The sequence below is a fragment of the Rhodobacter sp. P2_H5 genome, from assembly GCF_056403335.1.
Window position 1 is genome coordinate 177445 of record NZ_JBFUFS010000004.1, and the last position, 19629, is coordinate 197073.

At 67.4% G+C, this 19629-nt stretch carries 15 protein-coding genes; 10 read left to right on the forward strand and 5 right to left on the reverse strand.

Going from position 1 to position 19629, the window contains the following annotated elements:
• Positions 1-30: 30 nt before the first annotated feature.
• A complete protein-coding gene (locus tag AC1DVR_RS06845) occupies positions 31-960 on the reverse strand; it encodes a tyrosine recombinase XerC (RefSeq protein WP_477999792.1) in 930 nt (309 codons plus the stop codon).
• Positions 948-1637 (reverse strand): DUF484 family protein, encoded by a 690-nt coding sequence (locus AC1DVR_RS06850; RefSeq protein ID WP_477999793.1) that lies wholly within the window; start codon positions 1635-1637, stop codon positions 948-950. The genes AC1DVR_RS06845 and AC1DVR_RS06850 overlap by 13 nt, the downstream gene beginning before the upstream one ends.
• 344 nt (positions 1638-1981) lie before the next feature.
• Between AC1DVR_RS06850 and AC1DVR_RS06855 the strand changes: the two genes are divergently transcribed.
• The gene (locus tag AC1DVR_RS06855; protein WP_477999998.1) at positions 1982-4138 is read left to right on the forward strand and encodes a primosomal protein N'; all 2157 of its coding nucleotides are present in this window, start codon (positions 1982-1984) and stop codon (positions 4136-4138) included.
• A gap of 139 nt (positions 4139-4277) precedes the next feature.
• Here AC1DVR_RS06855 and AC1DVR_RS06860 read toward each other — a convergent pair whose 3' ends face one another.
• The gene (locus AC1DVR_RS06860) at positions 4278-4883 is read right to left on the reverse strand and encodes a response regulator (RefSeq protein WP_477999794.1); all 606 of its coding nucleotides are present in this window, start codon (positions 4881-4883) and stop codon (positions 4278-4280) included.
• Between the two features lie 171 nt (positions 4884-5054).
• Here AC1DVR_RS06860 and AC1DVR_RS06865 point away from each other — a divergent pair, with 171 nt between their 5' ends.
• Positions 5055-5693, forward strand: a complete 639-nt coding sequence (locus AC1DVR_RS06865) for a putative pterin-binding protein (RefSeq protein ID WP_477999795.1) — start codon at positions 5055-5057, stop codon at positions 5691-5693.
• A gap of 32 nt (positions 5694-5725) precedes the next feature.
• Positions 5726-8329 carry a hybrid sensor histidine kinase/response regulator gene (locus AC1DVR_RS06870; protein ID WP_477999796.1) on the forward strand — a complete coding sequence of 868 codons (2604 nt, stop codon included), beginning with the start codon at positions 5726-5728 and terminating at the stop codon, positions 8327-8329.
• A 15-nt stretch (positions 8330-8344) separates the two neighbouring features.
• Here the strand turns inward: AC1DVR_RS06870 and AC1DVR_RS06875 are convergent, their stop codons facing one another.
• Positions 8345-9742 carry a sigma-54-dependent transcriptional regulator gene (locus AC1DVR_RS06875; RefSeq protein WP_477999797.1) on the reverse strand — a complete coding sequence of 466 codons (1398 nt, stop codon included), beginning with the start codon at positions 9740-9742 and terminating at the stop codon, positions 8345-8347.
• Between the two features lie 268 nt (positions 9743-10010).
• Positions 10011-12290 (reverse strand): NADP-dependent malic enzyme, encoded by a 2280-nt coding sequence (locus AC1DVR_RS06880; protein ID WP_477999798.1) that lies wholly within the window; start codon positions 12288-12290, stop codon positions 10011-10013.
• A 141-nt stretch (positions 12291-12431) separates the two neighbouring features.
• On the opposite strand from AC1DVR_RS06880, the gene AC1DVR_RS06885 reads away from it, so the two are divergent.
• The 7 genes from AC1DVR_RS06885 (at position 12432) to AC1DVR_RS06915 (ending at position 19616) form a co-directional block, all read left to right on the forward strand.
• Positions 12432-13559, forward strand: coding sequence for a cupin domain-containing protein (locus AC1DVR_RS06885; RefSeq protein WP_477999799.1), 1128 nt, complete (start codon positions 12432-12434; stop codon positions 13557-13559).
• 169 nt (positions 13560-13728) lie between these two features.
• The gene (locus tag AC1DVR_RS06890) at positions 13729-14118 is read left to right on the forward strand and encodes a cytidine deaminase (protein WP_477999800.1); all 390 of its coding nucleotides are present in this window, start codon (positions 13729-13731) and stop codon (positions 14116-14118) included.
• Positions 14118-15425, forward strand: a complete 1308-nt coding sequence (locus tag AC1DVR_RS06895) for a thymidine phosphorylase (RefSeq protein ID WP_477999801.1) — start codon at positions 14118-14120, stop codon at positions 15423-15425. The genes AC1DVR_RS06890 and AC1DVR_RS06895 overlap by 1 nt, the downstream gene beginning before the upstream one ends.
• Positions 15425-16630 carry a phosphopentomutase gene (locus AC1DVR_RS06900; RefSeq protein ID WP_477999802.1) on the forward strand — a complete coding sequence of 402 codons (1206 nt, stop codon included), beginning with the start codon at positions 15425-15427 and terminating at the stop codon, positions 16628-16630. The genes AC1DVR_RS06895 and AC1DVR_RS06900 overlap by 1 nt, the downstream gene beginning before the upstream one ends.
• 98 nt (positions 16631-16728) lie before the next feature.
• Positions 16729-17709 (forward strand): adenosine deaminase, encoded by a 981-nt coding sequence (locus tag AC1DVR_RS06905; RefSeq protein WP_477999803.1) that lies wholly within the window; start codon positions 16729-16731, stop codon positions 17707-17709.
• A 19-nt stretch (positions 17710-17728) separates the two neighbouring features.
• On the forward strand, positions 17729-18364 hold the full coding sequence (gene upp, locus AC1DVR_RS06910; protein WP_477999999.1) for a uracil phosphoribosyltransferase: 636 nt from the start codon (positions 17729-17731) through the stop codon (positions 18362-18364).
• A gap of 67 nt (positions 18365-18431) precedes the next feature.
• Positions 18432-19616, forward strand: a complete 1185-nt coding sequence (locus AC1DVR_RS06915) for an SPOR domain-containing protein (protein WP_477999804.1) — start codon at positions 18432-18434, stop codon at positions 19614-19616.
• The last annotated feature ends 13 nt before the right edge of the window (positions 19617-19629 follow it).

A 19629-nucleotide genomic window follows, 5' to 3' on the forward strand; every position in this document is an offset into this window, starting at 1 on the left:
GCGCGGCATTCGAGGCATCGTCCCCGGCTTTCAGGCGCGGGGATGGGCCTGGTCGTAGACCTCCATCAGGCGGGCGGCGTCGACGGCGGTATAGGCCTGGGTCGTGGACAGCGAGGCATGGCCGAGCAGTTCCTGAATGGCGCGCAGATCGCCGCCGGCGGCGAGAAGATGGGTCGCGAAGGAATGGCGGAGCGCGTGGGGCGTGGCGGTCGCTGGCAGGCCGAGGCGCATCCGCGCCTGCTCCATTGCGCGGGCGATCAGGCGGGGGTTGAGCGGGCCACCGCGTGCGCCGCGAAACAGGGGGGCATCGCGTTCGACCGGATAGGGGCAGAGGCGGAGGTAGTCGGCGACCGCTTCTTTGGCCACGGGCAGGACGGGCACCAAGCGGTCCTTGTCGCCCTTGCCACGGATGCGCAGGACATCGGGCAAGGGATGGACGGCGCCGGTGAGGTTCAAAGCCTCGGATATCCGCAGGCCGCAGGCATAGAGCAGGGTTGCGACCGCGATATCGCGAGCGCCGATCCAGTCTTGCGCGGCATAGGCGCCGATGTCGGCGATGACCTCGCGGGCGCCGTCCAGCGTCAGGGGGCGCGGCAGTTTGCGGCGGTATTTCGGGCCGCGGGCCGACAGGACCGTGGTCGCATCAAAGCCGCGCTGTTCGGCGAGCCAGCCGAGGAAGTTCTTCACGGCCGACAAAGACCGCGCCAGCGACCGCGCCGAGAGCCCCCTGCCCCGCTCTGCCGCCATCCAGGCCCGAAGATCGGTTTGTGGCAAGGAATCCAGCGAAGACAGCCCGCCTTCCCCGCCGTGATGTTCGGAAATGAAAAGGAGGAATCCGCGCAGATCGCGGGAATAGGCTTCGATCGTCTTGGGCGAAGCGCCCTTGATCGCGCGCAGATGGTCGAGCCAGCGGACCAGCGCATCCGACAAGGCGGGGGAGAAGGCGGTCACCCCAGCCATTTGCGCATCACGCGTTCGAAGACCCCGGCGAAGAAGGCCAGAAGGTCGGTGCCATGGGTCGGCTTGAACTGGTGCGGGTCCTCGGCGCCCAAGGCCAGCAGGCCGGGCAGACGGCCGGGGCCGAGGTCGAGCTTCAGAAGCGCCTCGGACTGGATCCAGCCGGCACGGTCGCCGTAGAGCGCCTCGGACGCCGGTTGGACCTGGCGCAGCAGCACCGATTTCGTCGGCGTGCCGCGCCCGCCCGACAGGTAATCGGCGACAAATCCGGCCGGGGCGAGGTGGATGGCGCCGGAGAGGCGGCTGATGGCCTCATCGCCTTCGGCCTTGGTTTCAAGGACAAGGCGAATCTTTTCAACGCGCAGGGTGGCGGCAATCGGGCCTTCCAAAGCGGTGAGGAAGCCGGGGAAGTCTGCCGGGTCAAGGACTTGCAGGATGGCACGGTGGACCTGATTGGTGCCGGCGAGGTTTTCATAAGCCGCGGCGATCACGGTGCGGTGGGTATCTTCCAGCCGGTCAAGCCGCTGTTCCAGCCGCTCCATCGCGATGCCGCGCAGGTCGACGATATTGGAGCCCATCGCCCGCTCATTTGCGCCGATCAGCGCCTGCATCACGGCAATATCGTCCAGCAAAGCCTCGGGCTCTGCCAGAATGCGGTCGCGGGTATCGGGATCGATCATCAGGTGCTGCTCCGCCCCGTTTCTTGTTTTGTACTCCATTATAGCCGATTTTTGCCGCTGTCGTCCCGGCAAAAGCGCGAAGCGGGGCGGGTGAGTCCGGCGGGACACAGTGACGGCGCGACAAAGGGCGCGCTTTTCGCAGGCGGCCGGGGGTTTTCCACCCCCGGACCCCCGGAGAGTATTGCGGCAAAGCGCAAAGGGGGGCGCCTCCTGTCCTTTGCGCTTTGCCCAAATACTCATGGTCCTGCGGGCGGGGGTTGCGGTGTGGGGGGGCGGGGGTTACCTCAGAAGGCTTGCAGCGGGGGTTTGGCGTGGTCGAGCGGGTCTATGAGGCGGGGGAGCGGATCGGGGTTCTGACCTGCGAGCCGATCGGCCGTGTGCTGGACTATCTCGCCCCGGAAGGCGGCTGCGGCGATGGCGATTATGTCGAGGTGCCCCTGGGGCCGCGCCGGGTTCTGGGTGTGGTCTGGGGCAAGGGCGAGGGGAGTTTTGACGCAGCCAAGCTGCGCGCCGCCTATCATGTGCTGGAGGCGGCGCCAATGCGGGCCGAGATGCGCAATTTCCTGTCGCGGGCCGCTGATTACACGCTGACTCCCCTGCCCGCCATGCTGCGGCTGGCGACACGGGCGCCGGGGCTCGGCCTGCCGCCGGCGATGCGGCGGACCTATCGGCTGGCGGGTGCTGTGCCCAACCGCTTGACCGAGGCGCGCCACAAGGTGGTGGAGGCCCTGCGGGCTCTGGGGAGCGCGCCGGTGACCTTGGGGGAACTGGCGGAGCTGGCCGATGTCAGCACCAGTGTCGTCAAGGGTCTGGTCAAGATCGGGGTTCTGGCCGAGGAGGAGGCGCCGAAGGATCTGCCCTACGCGACCCTCGACCCCTCACGCCCGGCGCGCCTGGCGGGGGATCAGGTGACGGCGGGGGCGACGCTGGACGCTTTGGTGGCCAAGGGCGGCTACTCGACCACGCTTCTGAAGGGCGTCACCGGCTCGGGCAAGACCGAGGTCTATCTGGAGGCGGTGGCGGCGGCGCTGCGCCGGGGGCAGCAGGCCTTGGTCCTGCTGCCCGAGATTTCGCTGACCGGGGATTTCCTCGCCCGGGTCGAGGCGCGGTTTGGGGCCAAGCCGGGGGAGTGGCATTCGGGCATGACCGCGACGGAACGCCGCCGGTTGTGGCGGATGACGGGCGAAGGCGGGGTGCAGCTGGTGGTGGGCGCGCGCTCGGCCTTGTTCCTGCCCTTCCGCGATCTGGGGCTGATCGTGGTCGATGAGGAACATGACACCTCCTACAAGCAGGAGGAGGGCGTGCTGTACCACGCACGCGACATGGCGGTGCTCAGGGCCTCGATCCTCGGCTGTCCGGTGGTGTTGTCGTCGGCGACGCCTTCGCTTGAAAGCTGGGCCAATGCGGCGGCGGGGAAATATGGCCGGATCGACCTTGGCGCGCGCTATGGCGCGGCGGAACTGCCGCAGATGCATGCGATCGACATGCGTGAGGTCAAGCTGCCGGGGGATCGCTGGATCTCGGACCCCCTGGCGCAGGCGGTGGGGCGGCGGATCGAGAAGGGCGAGCAGAGCCTGTTGTTCCTCAACCGCCGTGGCTTTGCGCCGGTGACGATCTGCCGGGCCTGCGGCCATCAGGTCGGCTGCGACCACTGCGATGCGCGGATGGTGGAGCATCGCTTCCTCAAGCGCCTGGTCTGCCATCAATGCGGGGCGACCAAGCCGATTCCGGTGGAATGCCCGCAGTGCAAGGTGGTCGGGCGGATGGCGCCGGTCGGTCCGGGGGTGGAGCGGCTGGCCGAAGAGGTGGTGGAACGTTTCCCGCAGGCAAGGCTGGCGGTGCTGTCCTCGGACCTTTTCACCTCGGCCCGGGCTTTGAAGGAGGAGATCGTCAAAATCGCCGAGGGGGCGGCCGATATCATCATCGGCACGCAGATCGTGGCCAAGGGGCATAACTTCCCGCTGCTCACGCTGGTCGGGGTGATCGACGCCGATCTGGGGCTGCAAGGCTCGGATCTGCGGGCGGCGGAGCGGACCTTTCAGCTGATCCGTCAGGTGGCGGGCCGCGCCGGGCGGGCGGAGAAGCGCGGGGCGGCGGTGTTGCAGACCTATCAGCCCGATCACCCTGTGATTGCCGCGATCCTCGGCGGCGATGAAGAGGCCTTCTGGGCCGCCGAAGCCGCGGAGCGCCGGATGGCCGGGGTGCCGCCCTATGGGCGGATGGCGGGGATCATCCTGTCCTCGCCCGATGTGGCGCAGGTCTTTGATTTCGGGGCGGAATTGGCGCGGCTGGATGCGCCCCTGCGGCGGATCGGCGCCACGGTCTATGGCCCGGCGCCGGCTCCGGTGGCCCGGGTGCGCGGGCGGCATCGGGTGCGGCTCTTGGTCAAGGCCGAGAAATCGGCGCCCCTGCAGGCCGCCCTGGCCGAATGGGTCGGGCAGCTGAAACGGCCGAACAACCTGCGGCTGGCGATCGACATCGACCCGCAGAGCTTTTACTGACGCCCGCCCGCCAAGGCCGCCAGGCTGGCCGGTAGGATGGGCAATATGCCCATCTTCGGGCGGCGCGGTTTGGGAAGATGGGCACATTGCCCATCCTACCGGAGAGGCCTGTGCAGGTTGCAGACAGGGTAGGTTGCCGTCAGATCAGCTTGCGGTCGCGGGCGATCATCGCGGCATGGGTGCGGTTCTTGGCGCCGAGCTTGCGGCTCATCGTCTTGACATGCAGCTTGACCGTGACCTCTTGCAGGGCGTGGTCGCGGGCGATTTCCTTGTTCGACTTGCCTTCGCCGATGCCGCGCAGCACATCGAGCTCGCGGGTCGACAACAGCCCGTCTTCCACCGTCGCGGGCTTCGGGATCAGGCTCAGGGGCGCGAAGATCTCGCCCTCCATCATCAGCCGCACCGCCGCCACCAGCGCACGCGAACCGAGGGTCTTGGGCACGAAGCCTGCCGCCCCCGCCTCCAGCGCCTGTTCGGCCAGTTCCACCGACATCGCCCCCGAGATCAGCGCCACCCGCCCGGCGCTGTTGGCCAGCATGATCCGGCTGAGGCCCTTCAGCCCCTCCATCCCCGGCATGTTGTAATCGACCAGCACCAGATCGAAGGGCCCCGTCGTCGAGATCAGCGCCATCGCCTCGGGCACGTCGGAGGAAATCTTGACCTCTCCCAGCCCCTCGGCCTCCAGATAGGCGGCGAGCGTTTCGCGAACCAGATCATGGTCATCGGCCAGCAGAATGCGCGCCATTCAAAGGTCCTTCAGGGCCAAACCCGCCATCTTTCCGTTCCGGCAAATCCGGAACATGCCAAGCCTACGCGATGCCTATCCTTCCGAATAGGGTATTTTCCGTCGCCTGCACCGCATTGCCTTGCTACACCACCGGTGTCTGCCCAAAAAGAGTACAGAACGGTCTTATCAATGATTTTTGACACACGCCTGTCCTGCGCCGCCCGGACCCGTGGAGTTTTCCGCGCGGGCTGCCTGCTGGCGGTGGCGCTTATGTTCGCCGCGCAACCGGGACGGGCCGAGGCGCCCCCCGCCACCCTGGCCGCCGCCAGCGAGACCGCACCGGTCGCGCCCGCGCATGCCCTGCCCCCGCTCAGCGGGCCGGTGATCCTGACGGTGACCGGGCTCGACCCGGCGCTGTTTCCCGGCGGGCAGCTGGCCTTTGACGTGGCGATGCTGAAGGCGCTTGGCACCGCGACCATCACCACCACCTCGATCTGGACCGATGGCAAGCACAGCTACACCGGCGTGCCCCTGGCGCGGATGACGAACTTCCTGGGCGTGCCGGGCGCCCGGCTCAGCCTCCATGCGCTCAACGACTATGCGATCGAGTTCTCCGCCCCGCTGGCCGGTGCCGTGCCCGAGGCTTCGGCGCCGGAATCCGACAGCGCCCCGATTCTCGCCTTCGAGATGGACGGCGCGCCGATGCCGGTGCGCGGCAAGGGGCCGGTCTGGGTGATCTACCCCTATGACGACAGTGCCATTTACCGCACCGACACGGTCTATACTCGCAGCGTCTGGCAACTCGACCGGATCGACGTGCTGCGCTAGGTTGGGGCAGGTTCCGCATCCGGAGTAGCCTTGTGCCGCCATCCCACAGCCCCTGGCTGATCTTTGCCGGCCGCCTGCGCTTTGCGCTGGCGGTTCTGGTGGCCATGGCCTGCGGGCTGGGGATTGCGGTTCTCGGCTCGGATGTCGCGCGCCAGATCGACACCCAAAGCTCGACCAGCATCGACAACGTGCAATGGGCGTTGAGCCAGGTCGATGTCGAGCTTCTGCATCTGGAGATGAGTCTGGATGATGCGATGCACAACCCGGCCAATCTGGCCGAAATGCGGTTGCGATACGATGTGTTCTACAGCCGGATCAAGACCCTGGAGCAGGGCAGCGTCTTTGCCCAGTTGCGCCAGAGCCCCGATTTCGCCGCCAGTTTCGACAATGCCCGGGCCTTTGCCGAGGAAACCGCGCCCCTGATGGACGGCAGTGACGCCGCCCTGATCGCCTATGTGCCGGACCTGCGCGCCCGGGTCCGGGCGCTGATCCCGGATGCCCACCGCATCGCCTTGACCGGCGTCAGCCTCTTCGCGCTGCAGTCGGATGCCGAGCGGGAGGCGGTCAAGATGACCCTCGTCCAGGTGGTGATCCTGACCCTCGTGCTGGTGGCCACCCTGATCGCCCTTCTGGCCATGGTGTTGCGGCTCGACCGGGGCAACCGGCGCAAGGCGTTGCAGAATGCCGAGACCCTGGCCCGGCTCGACGCGGTGGTGGCGACCTCGCTGGATGCGGTGATCACGCTGGACGATCAGGGTCGGATCGTCGATTTCAACCCCGCTGCCTGCGCCACTTTCGGCTATGACGAGGCCGAGGCGGTGGGCTGCGACCTCGGCCTTCTCGTGCCGCTCTACCGGCAGGACGGCGGGGCGCAGGCGCTCGCCAGCATCCTGCCCGAGCCGGACCGCCGTCTGCGCGTCACCGCCCGGCACCGCGATGGCCATGATTTCCCGGCCGAAATCTCGCTGACCCTGGCGCAGGCCGGCGCGCGTCCGGTGCGGGTGGTCTTTCTGCGCGACCTGTCGCAGCAGGTCGCGGCCGAACAGGCGCTGGTCTCGGCCCGCGACGAGGCCCTGGCGGGCGAAAAGGCCAAGGCCGACCTTCTGGTGGTGATGAGCCACGAGATCCGCACCCCGCTCAACGGCATGATCGGCACCATCGACCTGCTGGAGACCACCACCCTGGCGCCGCACCAGCGCGAATATCTGCGGATCATGGCGGCCTCCGGGCGGCTTTTGATGCACCATGTCAATGACGTGCTCGACATTGCCCGCCTCGACAGCGGCAAGGCGCCCCTCAGCATGGCGCCGGTCGATCTGGCGCTTCTGGTCCGCGAGGTGATCGAGAACCAGAGCCCCGCCAGCCAGATCAACGGCAATCGGCTGAGCTTCGTGCCGCCGGAAACCCCGCTGCGCCCGGTGCTGGGCGATGCGGCGCAGCTGCGCCAGGTGCTGTTGAACCTCGTCGGCAATGCGGTGAAATTCACCCGCGACGGGCTGATCAGCGTCGAACTGATCCAGGACGCCAGCCGGGCCGCGACCGTGATCGTGGTGCGCGATACCGGCATCGGGATCGAGCGCGAGAATCTGGGCCGGATCTTCGAGGATTTCGTGACGCTCGACCCCTCCTATGCCCGCCACGCCGCCGGAACCGGCTTGGGCCTGGGGATCGTGCGGCGCATCGTGACGCGGATGGGCGGCAAGATCGACGTGAAAAGCCAGAAGGGGCGCGGGACGACCTTTCGGGTCAGCCTGCCGCTGGCCATCCTCGACGCGGCGGCCCCGCTTCCCGCGCCAAGCCCGTCGGCGCAGGTGCAGGGCCTCAACCTTCTGGTGGTCGAGGACAACGACTTCAACCGGCTCATCGTGCGCGACATGCTGGTGCAGGAAGGCCATCTGGTCACCGTGGCGCATGACGGGCTTGAGGGGGTCGAACTGGCCCAGGCGCGGCACTTCGACGTGATCCTGATGGATATCTCGATGCCGGGGATCGACGGGCTGCAGGCGGCGGAGCAGATCCGGGCGCGCGGCGGGGCCTCGGCCGCAAGTCCGATCGTCGCCCTGACCGCCCATGCCCTGCACAAAGAGCGCGAGCGTTTCCGCAGCGGCGGCATGCAGGATATCCTGATCAAGCCGATCACCCGCGACGCGCTGCGCAGCCTCTTGGGCCGGCTGTCCCTGCTGCCCGCCGGGTCGCAGAACGCGACGGAGAGCGGGCCGGAAGCGCCGGTTCTCGGGGAGGCGTTGGCGGAAGCGGACCAGGCGGCACCGCCCGACGCGGCCCCGGCGCTGGTCGATGATCAGGTCCTGGCGGATCTGCGCACCAGCCTCGGGTCGGCCAAGGTGGCGGTTCTGGTCACCCGTTTCCTGAGCGAGACCGGCACCGCCATTGATGCCATTCTGGCGATGGCGGGCGACCGGGACTGCGAGGACCTCTTGGTCAGCGACATCCACCAGATGAGCGGTGCTGCCGCCCTGTTCGGCGCCACGGCGCTGCAGACGCATCTCCTGCGGCTGGAAGAGCTTTGCAAACGCGGCAAGAAGGACGAGGCCCGCAGCCTTGTGCCCGAAATCGGCCCGCTGTGGCAGCGCACCTTCGCGGCCTATGAGGCGCGTTACGACGTGCCGGTGGCCTGAACCCGCCCTGCCCGTCTAGGCCGTGCCAGAGTTCTTCCCCCAAACCTCCAGCTTGCGGTAAAGGGTCGAGGGCGACAGATCCAGCACCCGCGCGGCCTTGGGCACCGAGCCGCCGTGGCGGTCGAGGGTGGCATTGACCACAAGCCGCTCGATCTCGGCCAGCGAGCGGCCGACCAGATCGTCAAGCCGGACAGCACCTTGCAGCGGGGCGGGCTCGGCGGGCGGGGCCGCCACGTCCTCGGCCTTGCGGATCATGTCTTCGGGCAGCATGCGCAGGGTCACGACGCCGCCCTCGTTCAGCACCACGACATTGCGGATCACATTCAGCACCTGCCGCACATTGCCCGGCCAGGGCAGGCGGCGGAACAGGTCGCGGACCTCGGGCGAGAGGCCCTCGAAGCGGCGGCCCTCTTCCTCGGCAAAGCGTTGCAGCGCGGTTTCGGCGATTTCGATCACGTCATCGCCGCGCTCGCGCAGGGGCGGCATGTGGATCGGCACCACGAAAAGGCGGTAGTACAGATCCTCGCGGAACAGCCCGCAGCGCACCGCGTCCAGAGGGTCGCGGTTGGTGGCGCAGATGATGCGGACATTGACCTTGATCGGCCTTGTGGCGCCCACCGGCACCACGGTCGAGGTTTGCAGGAAGCGCAGAAGCTTGGTCTGCAGCGCCGGGGCCATCTCGCAGATTTCGTCAAGGAACAGCGTGCCGCCATCCGCCGCCGCTGCCGCCCCCGGCTTGTCGGAAATCGCCCCGGTGAAAGAGCCCTTCACATGTCCGAAGACCTCGGATTCCAGCAAATCATGCGGGATGGCGCCGCAGTTGAGCGCGATGAAGGGGCCCTTGGCACGGGTCGAGGTGTTGTGCACCGCCTGGGCGCACAGCTCCTTGCCGGTGCCGCTTTCGCCGGTGATGAAGACGGTCGCCATCGAGGGCGCCACCGAGGCGATCGTCGCATGGATGCGCGCCATGGCGCCGGAAGACCCGATGAAGTCGCTGGCGGGTGCTGACCGCACCGGCAGGCGGCGCGGCTGGGTCAGTTGCACGGCATTGCCGACGGCGCTGAGAAAACGCGCCTCGTCAAAGGGCTTGACCAGAAACTCATGCGCGCCGGCCCGCATCGCCTCCACCGCCTTGTTGATCGAGCCGTTGGCGGTGATGATGATGACCTTTGTCTCCGGCCTGATCCGCAAAAACTCGGCCATCAGGTCCAGCCCGTCGCGGTCCGGCAGGCCAAGATCCAGCAGGACGACCTTCGCATTGGTCGCGATGAACTGCGCCAGCCCCTCGCGCGCCGAAGCGGCGATCTTCACCTCATGCCCGGCCCCGGTCAGCACCGAGCGGTAGACGAGCTGCAGCGAGGGCGTGTCCTCGATCAGCAACAGGGTAAAGGGCTTCAGGCGAGAAAGTGGCATGTCGTAAATCCTTTACCCCGGCGCAGGTCGCACATGACCGCCGCCGTGCCCCGACACGACATTGCAGGCCCGCGCCCGGACGCGCGTCCAAGACCCGGCCCCTGGACCGGCCGGGGCCTTGGGGAACTGAGAGCTTTCGACAGCAACCAAACGCCTGTGCTCCTCGGCCTGGGCCGGGCGCCCTTCCCCTGCGCGCAGGGCGGGCGCCCGGCCTCCGGCCTTGAAATTAAGCCTTCAATTGGCAAAGTCCAGAAGCAGGCGCCCGCCTTCAGCCATAATAGGCGACAGGCGCCCCGGCCAGGGCCGAAACGTTGAGCAGGCCGCGCACCGTGATCGAGGGGGTGACGATATGCGCGCGGTTGCCCATGCCCATCAGGATCGGCCCGACTTCCAGCCCGCCAGCCTTCATTTTCAGCATGTTGCGCGCCGCGTTGGCCGCATCGGTATAGCCGAAGATCAGGATGTTGGCCGCGCCTTTCAGGCGCGAATGCGGGAACATCCGGTCGCGCAGGTCGGGGTCGAGGGCGGCATCAAGGCTCATCTCGCCTTCATACTCGAAGTCGCATTCCTGCGCGTCGATCAGCTCCATCGCCGCCCGCATCCGGCGCCCTGAGTCGCTGTCGAGGTTGCCGAAGTTGGAATGCGAGCAGAGCGCCACCTTGGGTTCGACGCCAAAACGGCGGGCGTGGCGCACCGCACCAATGGCCGCGGTTGCGATCTGCTCGGGCGAGGGGATCGGGTTGACCTGCGTGTCGGCCACGAAAAGCGGGCCGTCTTCCAGGATCATCAACGACAAGGCGCCCAAGGGATGCCTGCCCTCGCGCGCCAGAACCTGACGGACATAGTTGAGGTGCCAGAGGTACTGGCCGAAGGCGCCGCAGATCATGCTGTCGGCATCGCCGCGATGCACCGCGATGGCGCCGATGGCGGTGGAATTGGTGCGCAGCACGGCGCGGGCGGTGTCCGGTGTCACGCCCTGGCGTTCCATCAGCTGGTGATAGCTGCCCCAGTAGTCGCGGTAGCGGTGGTCGCTTTCGGGGTTGATGATCTCGAAATCGCGGTCGGGACGGATCTTCAGCCCGAACCTTTCGCAGCGCGCGGCCATGACTTCGGGGCGGCCGATCAGGATCGGCTTGATCGTCATCTCCTCCAGCATCGCATCGGCGGCACGCAGCACGCGTTCATCCTCGCCCTCGGCAAAGATGATCCGACGGCTGGACTGGCGCGCCACTTCATAGACCGGCTTCATGATCAGCGCCGATTTGAAGACCGAACTGTCGAGCTTGTGGCGATAGGCCGCCAGATCCGCGATGGGCCGCGTGGCCACCCCGGTCTCCATCGCGGCCTTGGCCACGGCAGAGGCCACGACGCCGATCAGGCGCGGGTCGAAGGGTTTCGGGATCAGGTAATCCGGGCCGAAGGTCAGCTTTTCTTCGGCATAGGCGGCGGCGGCCTCAGCACTTGTGGTGGCGCGGGCAAGGGCTGCGATGCCTTCGATACAGGCGATCTTCATCTCGTCATTGATCGTGGTGGCGCCCACGTCGAGCGCGCCGCGGAAGATGAAGGGGAAGCAGAGGACGTTGTTGACCTGATTGGGGAAGTCCGAACGCCCGGTGGCGATGATCGCATCGGGGGCCACGGCGCGGGCCAGTTCCGGCAGGATTTCCGGCGAGGGGTTGGCCAGCGCAAAGACAATTGGCTGGCTCGACATGGATTTCACCATGTCCTGGGTCATCACACCGGGGCCGGAAAGGCCGAGGAACAGATCGGCGCCGACGATCACATCGGCCAGCGTCTTCGGCTCGGTCCCTTGGGCATATTCGGCCTTCTGCTCGGTCATCTGCTCGGTGCGGCCGTGGTAGACGAGGCCCGCCAGATCGCAGAGGAAGACATTCTCGCGCTTGACCCCCAATTTCAGCAGCATGTTGAGGCAGGCGATCCCCGCCGCCCCGCCCCCGGTCGAGACGACCTTGATATCGCTGAATTTCTTGCCCGTGACATGCATCGCATTGGTGGCAGCGGCGCCGACGACGATGGCCGTGCCATGCTGGTCATCGTGGAAAACCGGGATCTTCATCCGCTCGCGACACAGCTTTTCGACGATGAAGCAATCGGGGGCCTTGATGTCCTCAAGGTTGATCGCGCCAAAGGTCGGCTCCAGCGCGCAGACGATCTCGGCCAGTTTCACCGGGTCGGGCTCGTTCAGTTCGATGTCGAAACAGTCGATATTGGCGAATTTCTTGAAGAGGACGGCCTTGCCCTCCATCACGGGCTTGGAGGCCAGCGCGCCGATATTGCCGAGGCCCAGGACGGCGGTGCCGTTCGAGACGACGCCGACCAGATTGCCGCGCGCGGTGTAGCGGCTGGCGGTGGCCGGGTCGGCCTTGATCTCGAGGCAGGCCTCGGCCACGCCGGGCGAATAGGCCCGGGCGAGGTCACGGCCATTGGCCAGGGGTTTGGTCGCGCGGATCTCCAGCTTTCCGGGCTTCGGGAATTCGTGATAATCCAGCGCCGCTTGCCGGGCGTTGTCCTGACGCGTGTCGGTCATGTCCGTCTCCTCCGTTCACCCGGGCAAGATGGCCCGCAACGGGGGACGGCACCAAGACTCGGGTTTCCACAATCACCTGTCGGCTGTTCTTGCAAATCGCCGGGTCGAAGGCCACCATGGCCGAAATGATGTGAGAATGCCATGCCCGAAACCATGCCGAAACCAAACGAAATGCCGTCGGTGCAGCCTGCCGAAATCCGGGCAGAGATCCTGTTGCCCACCAGGGATCTGCGCGGCGACCTGCCGTTCTTCACCAAGCTGCTGAAGATGCGGCTCGACATGATCTATCCGGCGGATAATCCGGCCGTGGCGGTGATCTCGGGCCATGGGATGCGGCTGCGGCTCGATGCCGAGGCGGGCGAGGCGCCGGGCCACATCCGCCTGCTCAGCGACGATTGGGCCAGTTTGGCGGGCGGGCAGGCCAGCCTCACCTCGCCCGGCGGCACCAAGGTCACGCTGGACGAGCTGAACCCGCCGCTGGTGATGCCGAAGACCGAGCACGCCTTCGTGGTCCGCCGTCTCGCCGATCAGGCGCCTTGGGTGATTGGCCGCGCGGGCATGATGTACCGCGACCTGGTGCCGACCCGTCTGGGCGGGGCGATGATCGCCAGTCACATTCGCGTGCCCGATGGCAAGGTCCCCGATATGGTGCATTTCCACAAGGTCGGCTTCCAGCTGATCTTCTGCGTCAAGGGCTGGGTCGATGTGCTGTATGAAGATCAGGGCGGCATCCGTCGCCTGCATGCCGGGGATTGCTTCATCCAGCCGCCGGGCATCCGCCACCGCGTGCTGGAATCCGGCGAGGGCATCGAGGTGATCGAGATCGGCGTCCCCGCCGACCATGTGACCGAGATCGACCACGAGATGACCCTGCCCAATGCCAGCCTGAACCCCGACCGCGAATGGCAGGGCCAGCGTTTCGTCCATAACGTCGGCAGAACCGGCAGCTTCGCCCCCTTCCGCATCCCCGGCTTCGAGGCGCGCGACACCACGATCAACGAGGGCACCAAGGGCGTGGCCTCGGTCATGGTCGCCCGCCCGGCCGGTCAAGCGGCCCCCTGGACCAGACACGAAGGCGACATCCTCTTCACCTTCGTCATGGCCGGCGAAATGACCCTCGAAGGCGAGGGCAAGGATCCCTACCGTCTTACCGCCGGCGACGCTTTCGTCATCCCCCCCGGCATGGCCACACGCTACGCCGAGGCGACGCCCGACCTGCAACTCCTCGAAGTCTCGCTCCCCGGCCGGTTCGACACCGCCCTCCTCTGACCTTTTCATTGGTCCATAAATATCCCACGGGGGTGCGGGGGTGTGAAACCCCCGCTCTGTGTCGCGGGTGCGGGGGTGTGAAACCCCCGGCCGCCTGCCCCACGCCCCCCGCTTGCAAGCCGGGCGCATTCGGCTCACAATTCCTGACCCGATGGTCAAAGGAGGCCCCATGCTCTTGCAACTCGCCACAGAGGTGCGCAAACGCGCCTATGCGCCCTATTCCCGCTTTCAGGTCGGCGCGGCACTCCGCTCGACCTCTGGCGCCACCCATGTCGGCTGCAATGTCGAAAATGTCGCCTATCCCGAAGGCACCTGCGCCGAGGCCGGCGCCATCGCCGCGATGATCGCCGCTGGCGACACCGCGATCGCGGAAATCCTGGTGATCGCCGACAGCCCCTCGCCGGTGCCGCCCTGTGGCGGCTGCCGCCAGAAGATCGCCGAATTTGCCAAGCCGGATGTGAAGGTCACGCTCTGCACCACCGATGGCGCGCAAAGGGTGATGACCGTGGCCGAGCTTCTGCCCGGCCTCTTCACCGCCGCCCATATGGCCAAGGTCTGATGGACGCCCGCGCCGTCATCACCCGCATTCGCGACGGCGGGGTTCCCTCGGCCGAGGAGTTGCGCTGGTTCGCGGCGGGCCTCGCCTCGGGCGCGGTCAGTGATGCCCAGGCCGGGGCCTTCGCCATGGCGGTGCTGCTGAAAGGGCTTGGCGATGCCGGGCGGGTCGCGCTGACCACGGCGATGCGCGACAGCGGCGCTGTGCTGGAATGGGACCTGCCCGGCCCGGTGATCGACAAGCATTCGACCGGCGGCGTCGGCGATTGCATCTCCTTGCTGCTCGCCCCGGCGCTGGCGGCCTGCGGCGCCTATGTGCCGATGATCTCGGGCCGCGGGCTCGGCCATACCGGCGGCACGCTCGACAAGCTGGAAGCGATCCCCGGCCTGCGCACTGGCCTGACGGAAGATCACCTGCGCCGCCAGCTGCGCGAGATCCGCTGCGCCATCGTCTCGGCCAGCGCCGAGATCGCCCCCGCCGACCGCAGGCTTTACGCGATCCGCGACGTGACGGGCACGGTCGAAAGCATCGACCTCATCACCGCCTCGATCCTGTCCAAGAAGCTGGCCGCCGGGCTGGAAACCCTTGTTCTCGATGTGAAATGCGGCTCGGGCGCCTTCATGAAGACCCTGGAAGGGGCCGAGGCGCTGGCCCGCGCCCTCGTCTCCACCGCGCAGGGTGCCGGTTGCATGACCTCGGCGCTGATCACCGACATGAGCCAACCCCTCGCCACCGCCGCCGGCAACGCGCTGGAGGTGACCGAGGTGATGGAGACGCTGACCGGCACCTCGGTCAACGCCGCCCTTTGGGATCTGACCGTGGCGCTGGGGGGTGAGGCGCTGGCGCTTGGCGGCATTGCCGACGACGCGCTGGATGGCGAGGGCCGCATCACCCAGGCGCTGGAATCCGGCGCCGCCGCCGATGCCTTCGGCCGGATGATCACGGCACAGGGCGGCCCGGCCGATTTCGTCGACCGCTGGCCCGACCGTCTGCCCGCCGCCACCGTGATCCGCGAAGTGCCCTGCCTGAAACCGGGTTATGTCTTCCGTATCGACACCGAGGCTTTGGGCCTTGCCGTGGTCCGCCTCGGCGGCGGACGGCAGCGCGAGGGCGACAAGATCAACCCCTCGGTCGGCCTGTCCGACCTGGCCGGGATCGGCGAGGATATCGGGCGCGGCGATCCGCTTTGCATGGTCCATGCCGCCACCGAAGCCCAGGCCGAGGAGGCGATTGCCGCCGTCCAGGCCGCCTATGCCCTGGGCGACGCCCTGCCCGAGGAAACCCCGCTTGTCCTGAAAAGGATCGCCTGATGGCCAGCCCGCAGAACCGCGCCTTCCTGATCGTGATGGATTCCGTCGGCTGCGGCGGCGCCCCCGATGCGGCGGCCTTTGGCGATGCAGGGTCCAACACGCTGGGCCATATCGCCCAGGCCTGCGCTGCGGGCCGCGCCGAAGAGGGCCGCTCCGGCCCCTTGAAGATGCCCCATCTCGACGCCCTCGGCCTGGGGGCTGCGATCCACCTCGCCTCGGGCCTCGGCACCAGCCTCGCCGCCACGCCGCAGGGCCGCTGGGGGGCTGCGGCAGAGGTCAGCCGCGGCAAGGACACGCCCTCGGGCCACTGGGAACTGGCCGGGGTGCCGGTGCCCTGGGACTGGACCTATTTCCCCGACACCCAGCCCGCCTTCCCGCCCGACCTCTTGGCCCTGGTCTGCAAGCTGGCCGGAACCGAGGGCACCCTCGGCAATTGCCACGCTTCGGGCGTCCCGGTGATCGAGACCTATGGCCCCGAACACCTGCGCAACCTCTGGCCGATCTGCTACACCTCGGCCGACAGCGTCTTCCAGATCGCGGCGCATGAAGAGGCCTTCGGCCTCGACCGCCTGCTGAAGCTCTGCGCCGACCTCGCCCCGCATCTGCATGCGATGAAGGTCGGCCGCGTCATCGCCCGCCCCTTCACCGGCACGCCCGGCGCCTTCAGCCGCACCGCCAACCGCCACGACTTTGCCATCGACCCGCCGGCGCCGACCCTGCTCGACTGGGCGCATGCCGCGGGCCGCGCCACCCATGCGGTGGGCAAGATCGGCGACATCTTCTCGATGCACGGGGTGGGCAAGCTCTGGAAGGGCAAGAATGACGTTGACCTTTTCGATCATCTTGACCGCCTTTCGACCGATGCCGAGCCCGGCTCCTTGACCTTTGCCAACTTTGTCGAGTTCGACAGCCTCTACGGCCACCGCCGCGACGTCTCCGGCTACGCCCGTGCGCTGGAATGGTTCGACGCCCGCGCCGGCGCCTTCCTGTCCCGCCTCAAACCCGGCGATCTGGCGATCTTCACCGCCGACCACGGCAACGACCCGACCTGGCGCGGCACCGACCACACCCGCGAGCGCGTCCCCGTCCTCTGCGCCGGGTTGGGGCAGGGCGCGATCGGCCTCTGCGCTTTCACCGATGTCGCAGCCTCTGTCGCCACCCATCTTGGCCTGCCATCACAAGGCCCCGGCACGTCCTTCCTGTAACACGCCGCCCCCCTTGCCCCCCCTCTTGCCCTCTGTCGCAATACTCGCGGGGGGTCTGGGGGGCAGCCAGCCCCCCAGCCTTTCAGCAGGTGCACCGCATGACGCCCAAGCTCGAACTCCACCTCCACCTCGAAGGCGCCGCCCCGCCGCGCTTCATCGCCGCCTTGGCGAAGGAAAAGCACATTGATATCGCAGGCATTTTCGCCCCCGATGGCAGCTACCGCTACCAGGGCTTTGCCGAATTCCTCAAGGTCTACGAGGCGGCCTGCACCACGCTGACCACGCCCGAGGATTACCAGCGCCTGACCCGCGCCGTCCTGGAGGCGCAGGCCGAACAGGGCGTGGTCTATACCGAAATCTTCCTCTCCCCCGATTTCTGCGGCGGGCGAGACCGGGGCGCCTGGCGCGAATATCTGCAAGCCATGCGCGAAACCGCAGATGCGCTGCAGCGCGAGGCCGGGATCACCATGAAGGCCATCGTCACCTGCATCCGCCATTTCGGCCCCGACAAGGCGCGCCAGACCGCCCTTTGCGCGGCGGAAACGGCGGGGGATTTTCTGGTCGGCTTCGGCATCGGCGGTGCGGAATCCATGGGCGAACTCAAGGACTTCCGCTGGTCTTTTGATGCGGCGCGTGAAGCGGGGCTCAAACCCACCGTCCATGCCGGCGAATGGAAGGGCCCGGCCGAGGTGCGCGCGGCGATCCGCGACCTCGGCGCCCTGCGCATCGGCCACGGCGTGCGCGCCATCGAGGATCTGGCCCTGGTCGAGGAACTGGCCGAGACGGGCGTGGTGCTGGAATGCTGCCCGGGATCGAATGTCGCGCTTGGCATCTACCCGAGCTTTCACAAGCACCCGATTGGCGAACTCCTCCATCGCGGCGTCAAGGTCACCGTCTCGACCGACGATCCGCCCTTCTTCCACACCACCCTGACCCGCGAATACGAGCTGCTGCATGAGGCCTTCGACTGGGATGACGGGGTCTTTGCCGCTTTGAACCGAACCGCGCTTGACGCGGCCTTTTGCGATGCGGATACCAAGACAAAGATCGGTCAGCTGCTGGAGGCGCAAAATGTCTGAAAATCTGAACTCTGACCTGATGGCCTCAGGCCTGCTGACCGTGGTCAGCCACCCTCTGGTGCAGCACAAGCTGACGCTGATGCGCGAGCGCGACACCTCCACCGCCTCGTTCCGCCAGCTTCTGCGCGAGATCAGCCTGCTGCTGGCCTATGAGGTCACCCGCAACCTGCCGATGACCACCAAGAAGATCGAGACGCCGATCTGCGCGATGGATGCCCCGGCGATCGACGGCAAGAAACTGGCGCTGATCTCGATCCTGCGGGCGGGCAACGGGCTGTTGGATGGGATTCTGGAGCTGATCCCGGCGGCGCGGGTTGGCTTTGTCGGCCTCTACCGCGATCCGGTGACGCTGCAGCCGGTGCAATATTACTACAAGGTGCCGGATCACCTGGACGAACGCATCTCGATCGTCGTCGACCCGATGCTGGCCACCGGCAATTCCAGCGCGGCTGCGGTGACGCTGTTGAAGCAATCGGGCGCGAAGACCATCCGCTTCCTGTGCCTTCTCGCCTCACCCGAGGGGATCAAGCACATGAACGAGGCGCATCCCGATGTGCAGATCGTCACAGCATCTGTGGACTCTCATCTCAACGACCATGGATATATTGTCCCTGGGCTAGGAGATGCGGGCGACCGGATGTTCGGCACCAAATAAGGGATTAGCCCTTTACTCCGAATCAATCTTGATTCATGATTCTCTCTAGCGATTGGGGAGCGGCTTCATGACTGTCAAGATGTTGAGCGGGACGGTTCTGGCGCTGATGCTGTCGGTCTCGGCCTCCGAGGCGCAGAAGCTGTCGCAGATCGGGGCGCCGATCAATCCACCCCCGGCAAGCTTCAAGGGCCAGCAGTTCGTCGACAGCCGGGGCTGCCTGTTCTTGCGGGCCGGTTTCGGCGGCGTGGTGAACTGGGTGGTGCGGGTCGATCGCAGCCACAAGCCGATCTGCGGCCAGCGCCCGACCGGGGGCAGCGCCGCGCAGGCGGCGGTGGTAGCCGACATGGCGCCCGATGCGCAGGTCCGGCCTGCCGCGCCGACGCAGGTCGCTGCCGCGCCGCAGCTTGCGGCCCAGCAGCCTTCCGCCAAGGCCTACACCGCCAGCAACGTCGCCACCCCGATCAGCGGGGTGGGGTGCTATGCCGATGCGCCGAAGCTGGAGCAGGTGGAGATCGTCGGCGGGACGGTGCTCGTCTGCACGCGGGGCGATGGCACGGCCTCGGGCTGGCGCCCGCCGAGCTATGACGCCATGCCGGCGCCGGCCCAGGTGGCAGCCAAGACCGCGCCGCTGATGGCGGCGCCCGTCGTGGTGGCTCCAGTGCGGGCGACGGCGGCGCCGGTGCAGGTGGTGCAGGTTCAGATCGCGACGCCGCGCCCGGTGGCCGCACCGCAACCCCAGCCGGTCTACGCGCCGCGGACCCTGCCCAAGCCGCCCAAGGGCTGGACCTATGCCTGGAAGGACGACCGGCTGAACCCGATGCGCGGGATCGGCACCGCCCAGGGCCAGGCCGAACAGGACCAGGTCTGGCGCCGCACCGTGCCGATGGTTCTGGTCACCGAAAAAGCCCCGCCGCGGCGCTGGATGAAATGGAACCCCCCGGCGCAACCGGTTCTGGCCCCGGCCCCGGCGATGCGCACCAATGTCGCCACCATGTCGGCGCCGGCACAACCCACCGCGCAAGCGGCGGGCGGGCGGCTGGTGCAGATCGGCTCCTTTGGCGACCCGGCCAATGCCAAGGGCGTCATGGCACGTGTCTCAGCCCTGGGCCTGCCCGTCTCGGTCGCGCGTTCGACGAAGAAGGGCAAGACTTTGCAGACGATTTACGCCGGACCTTTTGCCAGCATGACCGAGGCGAACTCGGGTCTGGCCAGCCTTCATTCCGCAGGATTTGCCGACGCTTTCCTGCGCTGACACACGTTTTTCG

Bases quoted from the DNA above. Each gene is read 5' to 3' on its own strand.
- AC1DVR_RS06845 (WP_477999792.1), bottom strand. From the start codon at position 960: ATGGCTGGGGTGACCGCCTTCTCCCCCGCCTTGTCGGATGCGCTGGTC.
- AC1DVR_RS06850 (WP_477999793.1), bottom strand. From the start codon at position 1,637: ATGATCGATCCCGATACCCGCGACCGCATTCTGGCAGAGCCCGAGGCT.
- AC1DVR_RS06860 (WP_477999794.1), bottom strand. From the start codon at position 4,883: ATGGCGCGCATTCTGCTGGCCGATGACCATGATCTGGTTCGCGAAACG.
- AC1DVR_RS06865 (WP_477999795.1), top strand. From the start codon at position 5,055: ATGATTTTTGACACACGCCTGTCCTGCGCCGCCCGGACCCGTGGAGTT.
- AC1DVR_RS06875 (WP_477999797.1), bottom strand. From the start codon at position 9,742: ATGCCACTTTCTCGCCTGAAGCCCTTTACCCTGTTGCTGATCGAGGAC.
- AC1DVR_RS06880 (WP_477999798.1), bottom strand. From the start codon at position 12,290: ATGACCGACACGCGTCAGGACAACGCCCGGCAAGCGGCGCTGGATTAT.
- AC1DVR_RS06885 (WP_477999799.1), top strand. From the start codon at position 12,432: ATGCCCGAAACCATGCCGAAACCAAACGAAATGCCGTCGGTGCAGCCT.
- AC1DVR_RS06890 (WP_477999800.1), top strand. From the start codon at position 13,729: ATGCTCTTGCAACTCGCCACAGAGGTGCGCAAACGCGCCTATGCGCCC.
- AC1DVR_RS06895 (WP_477999801.1), top strand. From the start codon at position 14,118: ATGGACGCCCGCGCCGTCATCACCCGCATTCGCGACGGCGGGGTTCCC.
- AC1DVR_RS06900 (WP_477999802.1), top strand. From the start codon at position 15,425: ATGGCCAGCCCGCAGAACCGCGCCTTCCTGATCGTGATGGATTCCGTC.
- AC1DVR_RS06905 (WP_477999803.1), top strand. From the start codon at position 16,729: ATGACGCCCAAGCTCGAACTCCACCTCCACCTCGAAGGCGCCGCCCCG.
- upp (WP_477999999.1), top strand. From the start codon at position 17,729: ATGGCCTCAGGCCTGCTGACCGTGGTCAGCCACCCTCTGGTGCAGCAC.
- AC1DVR_RS06915 (WP_477999804.1), top strand. From the start codon at position 18,432: ATGACTGTCAAGATGTTGAGCGGGACGGTTCTGGCGCTGATGCTGTCG.